This is a genomic window from Nostoc sp. (assembly GCF_036916655.1).
Classification (GTDB): Bacteria; Cyanobacteriota; Cyanobacteriia; order Cyanobacteriales; family Nostocaceae; genus Nostoc.
Map to the genome: position 1 here is coordinate 60,220 of NZ_JBALFY010000100.1, position 16,038 is coordinate 76,257.

The 16,038-nt window shown below is 40.9% G+C and carries 11 protein-coding genes; 5 read left to right on the top strand and 6 right to left on the bottom strand.

All coding sequences use genetic code 11. The features are described 5' to 3' along the window. Positions 1 to 23: 23 nt before the first annotated feature. Both V7L31_RS27215 and V7L31_RS27220 read right to left on the bottom strand, forming a co-directional pair. Positions 24 to 1,895 carry an asparagine synthetase B family protein gene (locus V7L31_RS27215; RefSeq protein WP_334699134.1) on the bottom strand — a complete coding sequence of 624 codons (1,872 nt, stop codon included), beginning with the start codon at positions 1,893 to 1,895 and terminating at the stop codon, positions 24 to 26. Between the two features lie 5 nt (positions 1,896 to 1,900). Beyond that, positions 1,901 to 2,524, bottom strand: coding sequence for a DUF3859 domain-containing protein (locus V7L31_RS27220; protein ID WP_334699135.1), 624 nt, complete (start codon positions 2,522 to 2,524; stop codon positions 1,901 to 1,903). Between the two features lie 277 nt (positions 2,525 to 2,801). Between V7L31_RS27220 and V7L31_RS27225 the strand changes: the two genes are divergently transcribed. Continuing rightward, on the top strand, positions 2,802 to 3,833 hold the full coding sequence (locus V7L31_RS27225) for a VOC family protein (RefSeq protein ID WP_334699136.1): 1,032 nt from the start codon (positions 2,802 to 2,804) through the stop codon (positions 3,831 to 3,833). 204 nt (positions 3,834 to 4,037) lie between these two features. On the opposite strand, the gene V7L31_RS27230 is transcribed toward V7L31_RS27225, so the two are convergent. Both V7L31_RS27230 and V7L31_RS27235 read right to left on the bottom strand, forming a co-directional pair. Beyond that, a complete protein-coding gene (locus V7L31_RS27230) occupies positions 4,038 to 4,295 on the bottom strand; it encodes a DUF7219 family protein (protein ID WP_334699137.1) in 258 nt (85 codons plus the stop codon). Between the two features lie 668 nt (positions 4,296 to 4,963). Beyond that, positions 4,964 to 6,802, bottom strand: coding sequence for a ShlB/FhaC/HecB family hemolysin secretion/activation protein (locus V7L31_RS27235; RefSeq protein WP_334699138.1), 1,839 nt, complete (start codon positions 6,800 to 6,802; stop codon positions 4,964 to 4,966). A gap of 193 nt (positions 6,803 to 6,995) precedes the next feature. On the opposite strand from V7L31_RS27235, the gene V7L31_RS27240 reads away from it, so the two are divergent. Then, complete coding sequence (locus tag V7L31_RS27240; RefSeq protein ID WP_334699139.1) at positions 6,996 to 11,852, top strand: CHAT domain-containing protein; 4,857 nt, start codon at positions 6,996 to 6,998, stop codon at positions 11,850 to 11,852. On the opposite strand, the gene V7L31_RS27245 is transcribed toward V7L31_RS27240, so the two are convergent. After that, positions 11,827 to 11,970 (bottom strand): hypothetical protein, encoded by a 144-nt coding sequence (locus V7L31_RS27245; RefSeq protein WP_334699140.1) that lies wholly within the window; start codon positions 11,968 to 11,970, stop codon positions 11,827 to 11,829. The genes V7L31_RS27240 and V7L31_RS27245 overlap by 26 nt on opposite strands. A gap of 78 nt (positions 11,971 to 12,048) precedes the next feature. Between V7L31_RS27245 and V7L31_RS27250 the strand changes: the two genes are divergently transcribed. Together V7L31_RS27250 and V7L31_RS27255 are read left to right on the top strand one after the other, a co-directional pair. Continuing rightward, positions 12,049 to 12,528 carry a YbjN domain-containing protein gene (locus tag V7L31_RS27250; protein WP_334699141.1) on the top strand — a complete coding sequence of 160 codons (480 nt, stop codon included), beginning with the start codon at positions 12,049 to 12,051 and terminating at the stop codon, positions 12,526 to 12,528. Positions 12,529 to 13,205: 677 nt separating this feature from the next. Next, on the top strand, positions 13,206 to 13,553 hold the full coding sequence (locus V7L31_RS27255; RefSeq protein ID WP_334699142.1) for a hypothetical protein: 348 nt from the start codon (positions 13,206 to 13,208) through the stop codon (positions 13,551 to 13,553). 49 nt (positions 13,554 to 13,602) lie between these two features. Here the strand turns inward: V7L31_RS27255 and V7L31_RS27260 are convergent, their stop codons facing one another. Next, entirely contained in the window at positions 13,603 to 14,613 is a 1,011-nt protein-coding gene (locus V7L31_RS27260; protein ID WP_334699143.1) for a cyanophycin synthetase, read from the bottom strand. A gap of 838 nt (positions 14,614 to 15,451) precedes the next feature. On the opposite strand from V7L31_RS27260, the gene V7L31_RS27265 reads away from it, so the two are divergent. Then, the gene (locus V7L31_RS27265) at positions 15,452 to 15,688 is read left to right on the top strand and encodes a hypothetical protein (protein WP_179066311.1); all 237 of its coding nucleotides are present in this window, start codon (positions 15,452 to 15,454) and stop codon (positions 15,686 to 15,688) included. Positions 15,689 to 16,038 lie beyond the last annotated feature (350 nt).

The following is a 16,038-nucleotide window of genomic DNA, read 5'->3' on the forward strand; positions in this document are numbered from 1 at the left end:
ACTGAGAATCCTGATACATTAACTTACGAATTACGAATTATTTTGTAATTTTTCCATAGCCAACGATTTAACCAAAAGGGATGATCCCAAGAATGTTTACTTTGTTTTTCATTTAAAACGTGCGATCGCCAAAGTTGCCACATAATTAGTAACCAGAGTGTTTCACCAATCCGACGGCCTTGAATAGCTGCTCCTAGTTTGCCTTCAACGATTTGGGTGGCAATGTGAGGATAAAAGTGATTGTGAACGCGAAGTATCTCAGGATTGAGCCAGATACCCAGTTGATGCCAAAAATCATTTAAACACCAAGAAGTTAAAGGAACCCCCATACCGCGTTTTTGTCGCCAGACAATTTCGGATGGCAGCCAATTTTCTACAGCCCGTTTGAGGATATATTTTTCACAAGCTCCCTGCAAACAGAGTTCTCCAGAGAGGCGGAATGTCCATTCAGCCAGAGGTAAATCACAAAAAGGCGATCGCACCCACAAACCATGAGCAAACGCCAATGCAGTCGCACGGGGATGGATATTCTGCGCTCCTTTGAGCATCAAACTAGCACGGCGGAGGCGATGTAGCAAAGATGGACACTCATTGCGATTTAAAGCTGCCAATAGCCAATCTTCGGGATGCAAATTTTGGATCTGTGCATAAACCTCCGACTGATAAACTTGAGATTCGTATCCCCCAAGACGGTGAAAGGTGCGGAGATATTGCTGGATAAAAGTTTCCTGTCCGGCGGGATTTTCTGCTTGATAAACACCTGCGGCAATTAAAGGTTTGTTCGTCCAACCGGCAAATAATTGATCTCCACCTTCGCCATTAAAAATTACCTGAGTTTCCTGACTCGCTCTCTCTGACAGGAGATACAACGGCACACACACGCCATCTCCAAAGGGCAAATCTAATGCTTGCACAGTCGGAATTAAGGCATTCTCGATCGAACTTGGGGTTACTGCAACTTTAATTAGCGGAATTTTGAGAAACTCGGCAACTTGTTCAGAGTATGGATATTCTGGAATCCCTGCGTTACCAAAATCTAAAGTGTAAGCGCGGACTTTCACCCCTGCTTGTACCAGCAGCGCCGCCACCACTGAAGAATCGAGTCCCCCAGAGAGAAACACCCCAACAGGCTCATCGTTTAAATCGGCAATTTGTCGCTCAATGGAGTCTTTGAGGAGAGTTTGCAATTCAGTAATTGCTGTAGCTTCATCTGTTAACTGTTCTGGTGCTTCCCGCCACGAGTGGATTTTTTTAGATTCAGGTGTTTGCAGAATACCTGATTGGCGATCGCTCTGCCAAACTAATTCAGTTCCCGCCGTCACCGCAAACACTTCTTTAATAGGAGTTAAGGGTGTGGGAACGTAAGAAAAACAGCTATAGCCATATAACCCAGGAATGCTAACTTCTGACTGTTGCAAAATCGGTAAAAGTAATTGCAGTTGGGATGCAAACCAGATTATTTGTCCTTGCTGAGTCCAATACAAGGGCGCTTTTCCGAAAGGTTCTCTTCCCAAAATTAGGCAGTTGTTTTCTTGGAGACTTACCCAAGCGTCGGGTGAATTTAAAAGTCCTGATGCGGAGATAGCAGCAATTTGATTTTTAGAACTTACACAGAAGAGATCCCCCAACCCCCTTAAAAAGGGGGCTTTCAAGGTTCCCCCCTTTTTAAGGGGGGCTAGGGGGGATCTAGATTTCAGGTGTTCAGCGTGTAAGTCCTGATTTTGTTGCCTTCTGGAATTTCCATCGATTTCTATATAAACAAGATTCCAGATGGGAAAATTCAAAGCCTTTTCCCTTTTAGGGGCGAGGTTTTTCACAACACTAGTTAACAGCGCTTCCAACTCCTGTTGAGCGCCGTAACCCCAATAGCCAAGAAAGTGATGCGGGATACCCATCTGGACTATTTAACTTCAAAAGTTTCATCGCTAATCTGCCGACCTTCTAGGAACATCTGCACTTTCCAATTACCAACAGTTGCAGCCGAGTTAATAGTGTAGCGACACTGTGTATCCCAGACAGACGTATTAATCTCGCGGGTTTGATAGTTATTTTGCTTGACAATTTGACCACTTGGGTCAATCCAATGACAAGAGAGAGCCAGCTTTTTACCCAAAGGTGCATCCTTTAAGGTGACACGATACAACACTTCTGGATTAGTTTGGCGGGAAATTGTCTTTAAGTTCTCGCTACTATTTTGTGCCAAAGTGATGCGGTCTTGTTGAGCAGAAATACGAGAAAGTGCAGAATTTTGCTGCTGCATGAAAAATATTGTAGATGCAATGACAACCACTACAACTGCCACGACTCCAGAGGTAATCCAGCGATTCCGGCGTTGCTGTACCTCCAGTGCTTGGCGGCGATTTAACTGAATCAGCGTTTCATCTAGTAACTCAGGCGGTAAATTCAACTCCTGTAAAATTTCTCTCACCTGTTGTTGGTCTAGTTCCGCTTCCCGACGCAATTGCAACCCTTGTACTTCTGTGACTATTTGTGATAATTGCTCTTGAGTCAGTCGTTGCGCCATAGCTTAACTCCTGTTAAAAAAATTTGATTGCGATCGCTAATTACGTGTAATCAGAAGAACTTGGAACTTTATATATTAGATATCTCACTTTTGTAAGTACATCATAAGCTACAAAAAAAGGTTGTTGTTTTTCAGATTCTTTCTGAGATACTTTTGTAAACACAGACGCGATTCATCGCGTCTCTACTCAATACTCTTGTACAGACGCGATTCATCGCGTCTCTGATTTATAGCGTCTCTGATTCATCGCGTCTATATTCCTAACTCAGCACTGATTATGACTCACGAACAACAAACCGCTATTGAAGGTATCTATGAAGTCTGCATCGGCATCCCAGAGCCAATTTCTGCAATTCAGTATTGGGAGCAATTTGGCTATCGCATTGGTGAAGTGGGTGAATTAATCGCAGATGTAGCCCATCAATTATATGGGGTGAATTCGTCTTTACGCTCAATTCGCCTCTACCACCAAAATGCAGATCATGGTTTGATTCGGCTGATGGTTTGGCAAAATCCCACCCATGAAGGTTTGGGAATTGCGTCAATGAAAATTAAAGGAAATCGTTGGGCAACAAGTTTAACTGCGGATGTCTTGAGTATTTTAAATCATATAGAGGATGCAAAAGCAGCAGGTTTCCCTATTAGGTACTCTAACCCTTATTGGGAAGTCATCTACAACAAACAGAGGAAAAGCCGTCCTTTTATTGAGCCAGCAGTTGGTGTGCGAGAAATGCTGTTGCTGCAACCCTTAGCTAGACAAGTTTTGTTTCAACGGTTTGGTTATACACTACCGCATTACGGACAAGTTAACCAGAATGCACCTCTCAAGACTAGTCAATTTACGCACATGGGGATTATTGTTCAAGATGACAGCAAAGAAACCCTGAAGTTTTATGAAGAAGTTTTGGGTTTGCTGCGTGTGCGGGATGGTGTCGAAACTAGCTATGAATCTTCGCCAGCCGGTAAAGATATTTTTGACCTTAATCCTGGTGAAAAGTTTATTGTCACTACCTTTGACGATCCTCGTTCTTCTCAGTCTGACCTCATGGCTACACGTAGCGGTAGACTTTATGCGATCCGATTCCCAGAATCCATTGATTTAGAATCGCGCTTTGAGGCAGCCCAACCAGGTAGCTTGGGTATGTCTTTATATACCTATCGGGTTAAGGGAATACAGGAATATAGCGATCGCATCAAGGCGAGTACTGCACAAAAAGTTACAGACATTATTAGTAATGAATTTGGCGAGACGAGTTTCTCTTTTGTCTCACCAGATGGCTATTTCTGGACTTTGGTAGAAGGTAATTAACTTGGTAAGGAATATGGATTATTAAATAAGATGCAAAACTTCACCCTATCTCTAGCTTCCCTCTCCAATATATCGGAGAGGGATTCAGGGTGAGGTAAGCCAGGGACATAAATTGTATGTTATTTAATTCTTATTCCTAAAAGTGATGAGGGAGAATCATAAAATTACCTCTTTTCCCTCTACCTCTTTCCAATGCCCATTATTTTAAACTTCTTTATTTTCACTAATAATAGCCAGTTGCTTTTTACTGTGTTTCAACTGTTTCCATAGTGCTTTAATTTGTTCATAAGCTTCATCCTGAGACAGTTTCCCCCCTGTTTCTAAGCAAGTTATGTAAGTAATTTTTTGGGCAAATTCTTGGAGGTTAGCATTGAACACTAAATTTCCTGGCTGAAATTTACCATAATACCGACTACGAGGATAGAGAAAGTTGTTTTTGTCTTGCGAGTTAGATTCTGTCATAAGTTTACTCCTGTAATTCTTTGTTAAAGTTATAGACTTAATTTTGATCTGTGTGTAAATACACACCTGAAAATTTAAATTCCAGAAAAAGTGAATATTCTTAGGTTTAAAGATTAAGTTAACGCAGGAGAGAAAGGTAGTTAACTGTGGAAAATACTGAAATCAAAAGCAAAATAGCATTTTTAGTAAGTAAAATAACATTTTGCTTACGGAAAACACTAATCAATATGGTGAAGAAGGCTTCATTAGGGGTGTAGGGGCTAAATTATCTAATATTGTGGGGTGGGCATCTTGCCATAGGTATCAAGTTAAGCTCAAACTAATTATGTCAATAAGCATTTATGCTTAAAAGCTTGGTTTGAAAGGGACAAAAAACGAACTTTTTCAGGGACTATTAATGCTTTGTTTATTAGCATCACTCCCGGCTTGCGTATAAAAGTCATGACAGGTTCACTTTTATACTTTGTTCCTAACAAAACCCATCGTTGACAAATGGGTTTTAACCTTAAGTTGACACTAATGGCATCTTGCCCGCCCAGTCTATAGGGCGGGCAAGATGCCCACCCCACAAGAGTTAATTATTTTTTCTTTATCAGTGCCTTAAGAGTTCCCTATTCTCTTTTAGAAGTTGTGAATTTAGCATAATAAGTACGGTGCAGGCAAAATTATTAGGGTTGATAGCGAAGACTAAAGTAAAAGCCATCATCTTGAGCGTTATTACCACGATCGCTCAGATCGATGAATGGAAATCCGTAATCGAGGCGCATAAAGAGATTATCAATTCCCAATGCCTGATTCCACAAGAATCCTAAGCCTGCGCCCACTAAAAAAGTTTGATTGGGTAGCTGATTAGGATTATTAGACTGATTCCAGACGGCTCCCATATCTACAAATGGTGCAAGTTGAATTGTAGATAATCCAGCTTCATTACGCTGGACTGTAAACCGATCTTCGATCGCTACCCGAAATCCATTATCCCCAGAACGGATATTTTGACGATATCCCCTTACAGATTGTCCGCCGCCAATGACAAATTGCTGGGACGGTAAAAGGCTATCTGGTGTCAGCTGCAAGTCTGCTTGAATGAGCAATAAATGATCGTTGCTAAGTTGCTGTACGCGCTGGGCTTGACCTAGCCAACTAAAAAAGCGACCATCGGGTATGGGGTCATTGTTGATAGTTGCATCTAATATATTAATGCCAAAGTTAAATTGCGATCGCAAAAACCAAGCTCCTTGAGGTTCGCGCTTGATATAATCTTGACCAAATTTAATTACACTGGTACGGCTCACACCATTAGCATCAGGCCCAATGCCAAAGGGAGTTGCCAGGTTATCAAACAGGAAAGTTTGACCATCTTGATAGGTAAATCCTAAAGATAAGGCAAATTCTTCTTTAGGCGATCGCATTAATGGTTGACGATAATTGATTTCATAAAGATCCTGGTTTGCCCGAATACCAAAGGCGTTAAAGGGTGGCTCAGTGATTTTGTTACGATTCAATGCCGCTCGAATCTGCACTTTGCCATTCATGGCGTTCACGGGAATCTGATAGCTAAAATCAAAGGCATCGGAACCACCAGAGAGTGTATGGTAATAGGAGCCTGCTAATTCATCTCCCATACCAGTTAAATTGCGATCGCGCAACTCAACACCCAATCTTTCCGCTCCAATACTGGGAGGCGAGTAATTATCTACGCCCAAGCTACCAGTTAAAGGGTTTGCCTCTTCAACTCTCACAATGAGAACACTTTGACCAACTTTGCCCGTCGGACGCAGACGCGCTTCTACATTGGTAAATAGGGGATCGAGTCGCAACAATTTTAGTTGTTCTTCGAGCTTACCAGTATTGAGAGGGATACCAGCACCCAATTGGATGCGACTACGAATATAAGATGGGTTTAATCGCCGCGTACCTTCGATATTAATCTCTGTCAAACGCCCTTCCAACACCCGAATTACTACAACACCATCTGCGGTACTCGTAGATTGTTTAGTGTCTGGAACTGCTCTGGAATTTATATAGCCTTTATTTAGGTAAAGCTGGGTAATAGCATCTGCGGCTTGTCTGATTTCTTCTAAAGTTAAATCTCGTTCTTCAAAGGGTTTTACTACTGGATTAAAGTCATTTTCATTAAAAACTGTGCTACCTACAACCTGGATTTTGCGAACCCGAATGCGTTGTGGTGTTTCTGGTTGTGGATTCGGTTCGGTTTGATTGGGCTTAGTTGTCAGGGTAGGTTCTGTTTCCTGTACTATTTGTAACTCTGGCTGACTGCTATTTTTAGCCGCGTCTGGTGTAAAAATATTCGCTGTAGCTTTCAGTTCATTTGCAGTTAAAATCCAGATCGCAGGCAGAATTAGTAAGCCACACTGAAAACTGAAACTGTGCTTACTCCATTTAGTAGTTGCTAAACTCCGCCAAGTGTCTACCTGATGAGAGAAACAGACAATCTTTTGCTGAGTAATTATTTCAGATTTAACACTAGTTTCTGTTTCTTTGCTCATTTCTCAATGGAGTGCCTTATCTAACGACTGGGCTGATGGGGATTGGGGATACGATAAGTATTTCAATATCATATTTTTGACATTCAGATTTCAGAAGATTTGTAACTAAAACTATAATTAACGGCGATTTCTTCTAAGTGATAGTCCCTAGCATTATATTGTGGTAACAGGTAAAAAACTTGGGAATACTTCGATGTCGCCACTGATCTCCATTGTCATCGTCAATCACAACCGCGAGTCTTACCTTCAAGAAGCGATCGCCAGCGTCTTAGCGCAGACATGGCAAGACTTTGAGCTACTGATTTGGGATAATGGCTCTACAGATAGATCGGTGGCGATCGCAAATGCTTATACTCAACAAGATGAACGAGTGCGGGTACTGGAGGCAGAGAATCAAGGAGTTGCTGCGGCTTGTAAAGCAGCGATCGCCCAAACTAGGGGAACTTACATCGGTATATTAGACAATGATGATATCCTCGCCCCTACCGCCCTTGCCCAAACCGCCACAGTCCTCAACCGCCATCCAGAAGTAGGATTTGTTTACACCGACTATTTAAATATCGATCGAGACGGCAAAGTTATCAGCTACGGTCATCGTTGTAATATTCCTTACTCTCAAGCAGGTCTGTTAGTGAACTTCATGACGTTTCACTTCCGCTTGATGCGGCGATCGGTTTACGACCGAGTGGGAGGTGTTAACGAATCATTCTCTTGCTGTGCCTATGATTATGACTTATGTCTGCGACTTTCAGAAGTAGCCCAAGTGCTACGAGTCAAAGAGCCACTCTATTTTTACCGAAATCATTCTCAAAGCATCTCTGTTAATAGACAAAAAGAACAAATACTCTGGTCTAAACGAGCGATCGCACAAGCACTTTGGCGGCGGGGATTAGCAGATAAGTTACAAATCGATGTAGAATTAGCCACAGGTCGCTTTATATTGCGGCGCAAAAAATCTTTACTGTCAAATATCGCCGCTTCAGTCCTAGTTATTGCCTCGCTGGTAAGTCCCAGATTAGCTCAAGCACAACAAATAGTTCCTGCTAACGATGGGACAAACACAATTGTTACACCCAATGGTAATCGACTTGATATTACTGGTGGCACAACTTCTAGAGATGGTGCAAATCTGTTCCACAGCTTTCAGCAATTTGGGATTTCACCAGAACAAATCGCCAACTTTCAAGCTAGTCCGGCGCTGCAAAATATCCTTGGTCGAATTACAGGCGGGAATGCCTCGGTTATTAATGGCTTAATTCAAGTAACAGGTGGCAATCCTAACCTTTTTTTGATGAATCCAGCCGGATTTATTTTTGGAGCAAACGCCAGTTTAAATGTACCTGGTGCTTTCACGGTGACAACAGCTAACGGCATTGGTTTTGGCAGCAGTTGGTTTAATGCTATCGGTGTTAATGAATACAGTAATTTAGTTGGAAACCCCAATGGATTTGCCTTTAGTACGAACCAGCCAGGAGCGATCGCCAATGCTGGAAATTTGACAGTAGGTGCTGGGCAAAATTTGAATTTATTGGGTGGTACTGTAGTCAACACCGGGCAACTTTCAGCACCGGGAGGACAAATTTCTGTCGCATCCGTACCAGGACAAAATTGGGTGCGTCTTAGTCAGCCAGGAAATTTGTTGAGTCTGGAAATTCAGCCCCTCGCCTCTAGTAGCAGCCAACCCAATAACTGGACAATTCCCATTGTATCTTTACCCGAATTGCTCACAGTTGGGAACACAGGGTTAACTGCTAATCCTGATGGCACTGTAAAATTAACAGCCTCGAATGTAACAATTCCCACAACACCAGGGACAACCATTGTTTCTGGGAAAGTGGATGTATCGAGTCAAACAGGCGGTAAAGTAACTGCTTTGGGTAAACGAGTCGCGGTGATTGATGCCAACATTAACGCCTCTGGAACCAATGACGGCGGTACTGTACTAATTGGCGGTGATTTTCAAGGTAAGGGGACTTTACCCAACGCCGATCGGACTTATGTGGACTCAAAATCTGTCATTAATGCTGATAGCAATTTGAATGGAAACGGCGGACGGATAATTGTTTGGGGGAATGACAGAACCCAATATTATGGCAACATCTCGGCTCGTGGAGGAGCAAATGTCGGCAATGGTGGAAATGTCGAAGTATCAGGCAAAAATTCCTTGACCTTCAACGGTTTAGTAGATACTTCAGCCGTCAATGGCAACTTTGGGACGTTATTACTAGACCCCAGCACATTGACAATTATTGATGGTGGGATAGGGACATTTGATGCTACAGCAGGTAATATTGCCTTTGGTGATGCAGATATTGGGGCTAATACCGTTTCTTGGGGTGCGATCGCAGCATCAGGCACAAATATCAACTTACAAGCTACAGGTAATATTACCATCAACGACATCACCGGAGCTACACCCTTAGTAACTACCCTTGGTGTCGCTACATTAAACTTGGGTAATGGCGGTAGCTTCAGCCTGGCTTCACAAAATGGTTCTGTAAACTTTGCCAATCCTGCCAACACAATCAAGACAACCGGGGGAGCCATTACCATATCGGGAGCCAGCCTATTATTGGGAAATTTGGATACAACTGGGTTTGGATATGGTGGTATATCTGCTGGAACAGTGAATTTAAGTGCCACAGGCGACATCATCACGGGTAGAATTACTTCCTCTGCAACTAATGGTACTAACTCAGGTACAGGTGGAAATGTAATCGTAACAACTACAGCAGGCAGTATTACCACAGGGGCCATTAACTCATTTGCATCAAAGACATTACCAGGTGGAGATTTTACAGCTAAATCTGGTGCAATTAGTTTAACTGCCAGAGATAATATCACCGTGAATGACGGCATTGATGCCTCAGCAACAGCCACTAACGTCGATGGTACTGCAAGTGCCACAGGTGGCAACGTTACTTTACAAACTACCAACCCCTTTGGCAGCACAATTCGCTTTAACAGCATCAACACACAGGCCACAACGGATTTTGGTAATGCCAACACTGTTCAAGGTGGCAATGTCCAAGTGCTGACAAATGGACTAGTACAAGGAAGAAGCACAGGTACTACCATCGCGACTGGCGGAATTTTGGATTTTGGAGGAGGAGGAACCACTAGCATTGCGGGAGGCACTGTCGCAATTCGACATGATGGTGGTCAAAATAATGTGCCATTTATCGTAGGTGATGCAGCGAGTACCAATGGCACAGCCGGAACAATTAATGCGGGAGACACTTCAATCCTCGCTTCTGGCAACTTTCCAGTCTTGCCAAATGGTGGAGATGCTACTGGCACTCCAACCCGAATCACCATCACATCTGTGAACACCCCACCGACAATAACGACAAACAGCCTCCTCTCATCCAATGCCCAACCCAATCAACCCTTTTCTTTCACATTTACTGCCAGCACTAATGATGTGAATATTGATAATACGACTGTTGTCATTGATGCCATCCAATCAGGAACCCTGAAACGAGGCAATACCACTTTAGTTGCGGGAGAAAAATTAACTATAGGTGAAACACTAAATTATACGCCACCAACTAATACCACAGGGCTAATTAATGCTTTCACCGTCAAAGCTAGCGATGGCGTTTCATCCTCAACACCTGTACAGGTAGGAATTAACGTCAATCAGACTCCTACTCCAACTCCTACCCCAACTTTTACCCCGAATCCTCCCCCTTGCTCATTCCAATGTACTCCGGGTAAACCGAATGTTCCTGGCCCTAATAATCCTAAGATTGACAATCCCATTATTAATACCGATCCCACACCCGAAGATAAATTCACAGATGATTTTAGCGACCATTTAGGCATTCCCACTCCTCAAATCAAAACCCTGGATGAGTCCAAAGAAATTGCTCGCAAAATTGAAGAAGCTACTGGCGTTAAACCTGCATTTATCTATATCAGCTTTGTTCCTGTGGAGGTTATACCAGAGGGAAGTTTTGGCAAAGCTCAAAAATCTACTAAACAATTGAATACTCTCGCAGAACAAGATAGCGACCAACTGGAAATAGTCGTAGTAACAGGAAAAGGCGATCCTATCCGCAAGCGCATCCCAGAAACTACCAGAGCCAAAGTTCTCCAAGTCGCTCAAGAATTCCGTGACCAAATAGTTAGTCCACAAAATCGTCGCCGCACCGGTTACTTGGGTTCATCCCAACAACTTTATCGCTGGATTATTGCACCACTACAAGCAGATTTACAGGCAAGACAAATCAATAATCTGGTTTTTCTACCAGATATTGGCTTACGTTCAACCCCAATGGCAGCGCTTCATGATGGTAAAGGGTTTCTAGTAGAAAAATATAGTATTGGCTTGATGCCGAGTATTAGTTTGACTAACACCCTTTATAAAGACATTAAAAAATCTCAAATTTTAGCGTTGGGGGTTTCTCAGAGTACACAAGGACAAGAGCCTTTACCAGCAGTCCCACTTGAGTTATCAACACTGGTGTCTAAACTCTGGCAGGGCAAATTATTGTTAGACAAGCAAGCCACCTTAGACAATCTCAAAACCATCCGTCGCCAACAACCTTTTGGAATTATCCACATGGCAACCCATGCCGATTTTGCCACTGGCGCTTTGAGTAATTCCTATATTCAACTGTGGGAAGACAAGTTACGCTTGAATCAACTACGACAGTTGCGGCTGAATGAACCCGAAGTTGAAATGCTGGTGCTGAGTGCTTGTAGAACAGCTTTGGGTGATGAAGAATCCGAACTAGGATTTGCAGGTTTAGCAGTGCTGGCAGGTGTGAAAACTAGTGTTGCTAGTCTTTGGTCGGTTAATGATGCTGGGACAGCAGCGTTGATGACGAAATTTTATGAGAACTTAAAGACAGCCCCGATTAAAGCAGAAGCCCTCAGAGAGGCTCAGGTAGCTATGGCCAAAGGGCAGATTTTCGTAAAGGATGGACAAGTGCAAGGTTTGGGAGTCGTCGGGAACTTGCCTTTACCTGCTGACAGCGCTGATGAATCCCTAACGCATCCTTATTACTGGGCTGGATTCACAATGGTTGGTAATCCTTGGTGAAGATGAGGAGTAGTGAGTAATCGCTTGCGATCGCATCATCCAGCCAGCTGTGATAAGCGATCGCTTTCTGGTGATATACGTCATCCCCTAAATCCTGCTTCCAGTCAACATTTACCATTTGCCGCATTCTTTTTTCAAATTGGTATTATCAGGTATGTGTAGATAAAATAGCGAGTATGTTGAGAAAAAAATCTGTATGACAAGCTACCCAGAAACCCTAACTAGTAACGAATCCATTAATGGGCTAATCACTGAGACAACCAGCATTAACCATCTGGAGGTAATTGAAAATGTCATCGACTCTTTGGAACAAGATGATAGTGCGATGGTTAGCCACACTCCAGAAGGTGGTTATCTCTGGAAGTTTAAGTACGGAAGTGTAGAAGTCTTTGTCCAACTCAATGGCACAACCGATGAAGACACCATAACGGTTTGGTCTACAGTGCTAAATCTACCTGCTAAAGATGAACCTAGATTGCTGCGTTATCTTTTGGAGTTGAACTGCTCTAGCACTTTTGAAGCACGTTTCGGTATTATTGAAAATCGCGTAGTTGTAATATCAACACGCACCCTAGCAGAATTAGCTCCTGGCGAAGTATCTCGGCTAATTACCATTGTGGCAACGATCGCTGATAATAACGATGAAGCTTTACAGTCTGAATTTGGTGCGACTTAAGGAGTTTTGGATTTTGGATTTTGGATTTTAGATTTGGCTATTGCTGCATCAGATGCCGATCTATTTCCTTAAGTATTTGGTGCAGAATCTTTTACTAACATGCATATAGCACCAAGTTTCGCTTTAAGTTTGCTGATTATACAGCCTTTGCTGTATACGATATTTTGAACTTTAGGTGATTATCTCAAAAACTTTTTCTGTATACCAATTAAAAAGCGCCTGGGAGTGTTGCCGTGTTTCCACCCCAGACGCTTTTTATTTTTAACTTGCTCCTCACACAAGTAAATCCTATCACTGCTTCAATCAAAAGGCAAGTATGGTGAGTGACACTTTCAGAACTGCACCACCAATTTACACGGCTTTTGAAGTTATATCTTAGGACTACTTTGTTCGCATCAGCATTTTGCAGAAAAGATAGGGACTTACGCAAAACATTAAATAATTATTAAAAATATATACATTCCCTTAATTCATGCCTGAAACTTTTTAATAATCAATCAAACTCCTAAATAAATATTAGCACTCAATGCTTGCCAGTGCTAATTTATGACTGAGGTTTAATGCCGATGATCTAAACCAAATCTAAACTTTTTCTAGATGCTTTAGTTCCTTTCCAGACGTGATTTTAGAAAAACTAAATCTTCCCTAAAATATAGTTTAAAACTGGGAGTACTAGCATGAAATACACTTTTGATATTGTCGGAGTCTCTCCACTTTTGCAGTTTTTTAATCACCAACAGCAAAGTGGACAAAAATTACACCAGCAAGGTGTGGAATATTTGGGAATGTATACATGTACACTAGATACATTTCTAGAATCGGTAGAATCAGTTCCAGCAAAATGGGATTGGAATCTAGATCAAGTAGTAGATACCGTAATTCAGTTTTGGTTGAACAACTCAGACAGTATTCGTTATTGGAAAGTACGTTTAAGTGATGCTGGCAAGGATAATTTACTAGTCACAAGATTAGCAGATATAACCGCCTTACAAGCTGAGTTTGAATCCTTACTAGATAAGGAATGATAAAGAGATAGCTAAAGCGGAGTAAGAGTTACTCCGCCTCCAATCAAAATCAATGCTTTTCTCTATTATTTTCGTTTTCAAGTACTTTGAGAACTTTAAGATATAAATTTTCTACTCTTTTCGTCTGAACTTCACCAAATGAAGCGTAGTGAGTTAAGCTAGGAGCGCCATTTATTTCAATGAGCGTGTAATCTAGCATTGGTGACGTTAGATCGTTAGTCAGAATATCCACACCGGCTAATCTCAATTCCATATCTTTTGTAATATTTACTGCTAATTTTTGAAAATCAGGATGTATATTTTCAGTGAAATCTACTGCTTCACCTCCAGTTGATAAATTTGCATTGTCTAAAAGATAGATTATATTGTTCTTGGGTATAACAGTATTAAACTTTAATTTCCGTCTTCGCAAATTTTTTTTAATTCTATAATCTTCAAAATCTATAATTTCTTTTCTACCATTATTGATAAAATTTTCCTGTTTTTGTTGCATAAGTTCCCAAACATTAGATTTACCATCCCCGATGATAAATAAAGGAATTCTTTGATATGCTGAAACTACTTCATCATCAAGTACTACAATTCTATAATCATTACCACTATAGAATCGCTCAACAATAAATCCTGACGTTTTTCGCAATATTTTCTTGGCTGCTTGATAGTATTCTTGCTTGCCATGAACCTTTGTAACAAATGTTCCTTCACTGAGATTAATTGGCTTGACAATTACAGGAAATCCTAACTCTTGAGCATAATAAAATCCGGCATCTATATTCTTAAGATCGGCTATTTCTTCGCATAATTCTTCACAAAAAAATGTTTTTCCTTCGGTAACTTTATAACCAAATTGATTTAGAAAAAAGTTTGAAGCCCCTTTATCTTTAGCTATTGCTACAGAAGCAAAAGAATTAATGCTAAACCTGCTACTACGAAAAAAAGTTTTATTGCCATTTTTAAACGTAATCATTCCTAAAACTCTACATTCTGGATCTACCAGAACTACTGCTTCCATTTCCTCTGCTAGTTTTTGAATTATTGATGTTACAAATGGTGTTTTCATTATCAAAGCTATATTTTGCCGGAGAAATCTTACCTATTTTATGGCAGTTAGTCAAGATGTTTTAAATTAAATAATTGGAACACAGATAGTGATCCGCTTTGATTATTGAACTGACTTGCGTAGGCTGGGAGTGGGAAGTAGAGAATAAGCCTTTTCGATTGGTACTTAATTTGTTCAAAAATCAAATAGGAGTTTTATATTGTTGCTACACATCTAATAAAAGTTTTAGGAAAAATTCATTTTTTTTATATCTAATTGAAAAAGAATTCAGAATGGGCTACGCCCCGCTGCGCGATCTGCCAGTTATACAGAATACCTTTCCTGAATTCTGACTCCTGACTCCTGAATTCTATTTGATAAACTATGAAAATTTAAATATTCTAAACTAATTATAGAAAACGTAAATGCCCGCAATATAGCTTGACCGTAGGTATAGCACTATAAAAAAATTAAAAGGTTGTCTGCACCTATTAATTCTACGCACGTTATTGTTCTTTTTTTAGTGAGTTTCTAATAGTATTTTTTCAGACATTGATGTTTGCTTTACCACTGATGCGGACTTTACTTATGTGTAGGCATACAAATCATGCAAGCCCAATAATTGCCAAACTATTTGCTTGAGCATTGTTGTGTGCTGGAAACAATTGCAAATTAAGGATTTGAGATTCATAACTATCTGAAAATTTCGACTAAGTTGGTCTAAAATGTAGCGCTAAGTGTTGACAATTTATTCATAATCGAATAACAAGGTGGCAGCAGCATAAAAAAAAGCGTTAGTGCATTCCTACCTAGAAACTAATTAACGCCCTTCATTAAACTTCATACGGATAACATAATTATGCCAGAAAATACGGATAACAAAGCTTCTAAATCAGACAATCAGGCTATTGCTTATAAAGAACGCCTGAATTCTTGGGCGATCGCTCGTCTAGTTCCTAATACACAACAGGAAATTGTGGCTCGCTTCCGCACCCGTTCTGATGCTGATGGCTATATGCGACACCTCCCTCAGGAAATACCAAATGCTTCCTATATGGTTGTTTTTGATTGTCAACGCCAAGAAGCTGTAATTTAAAATACAAGTACAGAAATAGACCTATCTTAAAAAATAGGTAACAGCTTACACGTGAAAATAACCCAATACGCTTGGGTTTACGCTAAAAACTAAAACTGCCGTAATAATTCAGCATCCAGGAGTCAGAATTTATAAGAACTACAGAATAATTAGCATATTTATCTATCAAATGTTCTTCTTATTCTTTAACTATTCTGACTCCTGAATTCTGTTCGATCAAATACTAGTCCTATATAAATCAATACAGTTCACTTAAGGGCTACTAGCAACAATTTTGGGTTTTAGAGACGGCGATTTATCGCCGTCTCTACAAGTGTTTTGACCTTATCTGAACTGTATTGCTATATAAC

Excerpts from the sequence above, each read along its gene's own strand:
- V7L31_RS27215 (WP_334699134.1), bottom strand. The coding sequence starts at position 1,895 with ATGGGTATCCCGCATCACTTTCTTGGCTATTGGGGTTACGGCGCTCAA.
- V7L31_RS27220 (WP_334699135.1), bottom strand. The coding sequence starts at position 2,524 with ATGGCGCAACGACTGACTCAAGAGCAATTATCACAAATAGTCACAGAA.
- V7L31_RS27225 (WP_334699136.1), top strand. The coding sequence starts at position 2,802 with ATGACTCACGAACAACAAACCGCTATTGAAGGTATCTATGAAGTCTGC.
- V7L31_RS27230 (WP_334699137.1), bottom strand. The coding sequence starts at position 4,295 with ATGACAGAATCTAACTCGCAAGACAAAAACAACTTTCTCTATCCTCGT.
- V7L31_RS27235 (WP_334699138.1), bottom strand. The coding sequence starts at position 6,802 with ATGAGCAAAGAAACAGAAACTAGTGTTAAATCTGAAATAATTACTCAG.
- V7L31_RS27240 (WP_334699139.1), top strand. The coding sequence starts at position 6,996 with ATGTCGCCACTGATCTCCATTGTCATCGTCAATCACAACCGCGAGTCT.
- V7L31_RS27245 (WP_334699140.1), bottom strand. The coding sequence starts at position 11,970 with ATGGTAAATGTTGACTGGAAGCAGGATTTAGGGGATGACGTATATCAC.
- V7L31_RS27250 (WP_334699141.1), top strand. The coding sequence starts at position 12,049 with ATGACAAGCTACCCAGAAACCCTAACTAGTAACGAATCCATTAATGGG.
- V7L31_RS27255 (WP_334699142.1), top strand. The coding sequence starts at position 13,206 with ATGAAATACACTTTTGATATTGTCGGAGTCTCTCCACTTTTGCAGTTT.
- V7L31_RS27260 (WP_334699143.1), bottom strand. The coding sequence starts at position 14,613 with ATGAAAACACCATTTGTAACATCAATAATTCAAAAACTAGCAGAGGAA.
- V7L31_RS27265 (WP_179066311.1), top strand. The coding sequence starts at position 15,452 with ATGCCAGAAAATACGGATAACAAAGCTTCTAAATCAGACAATCAGGCT.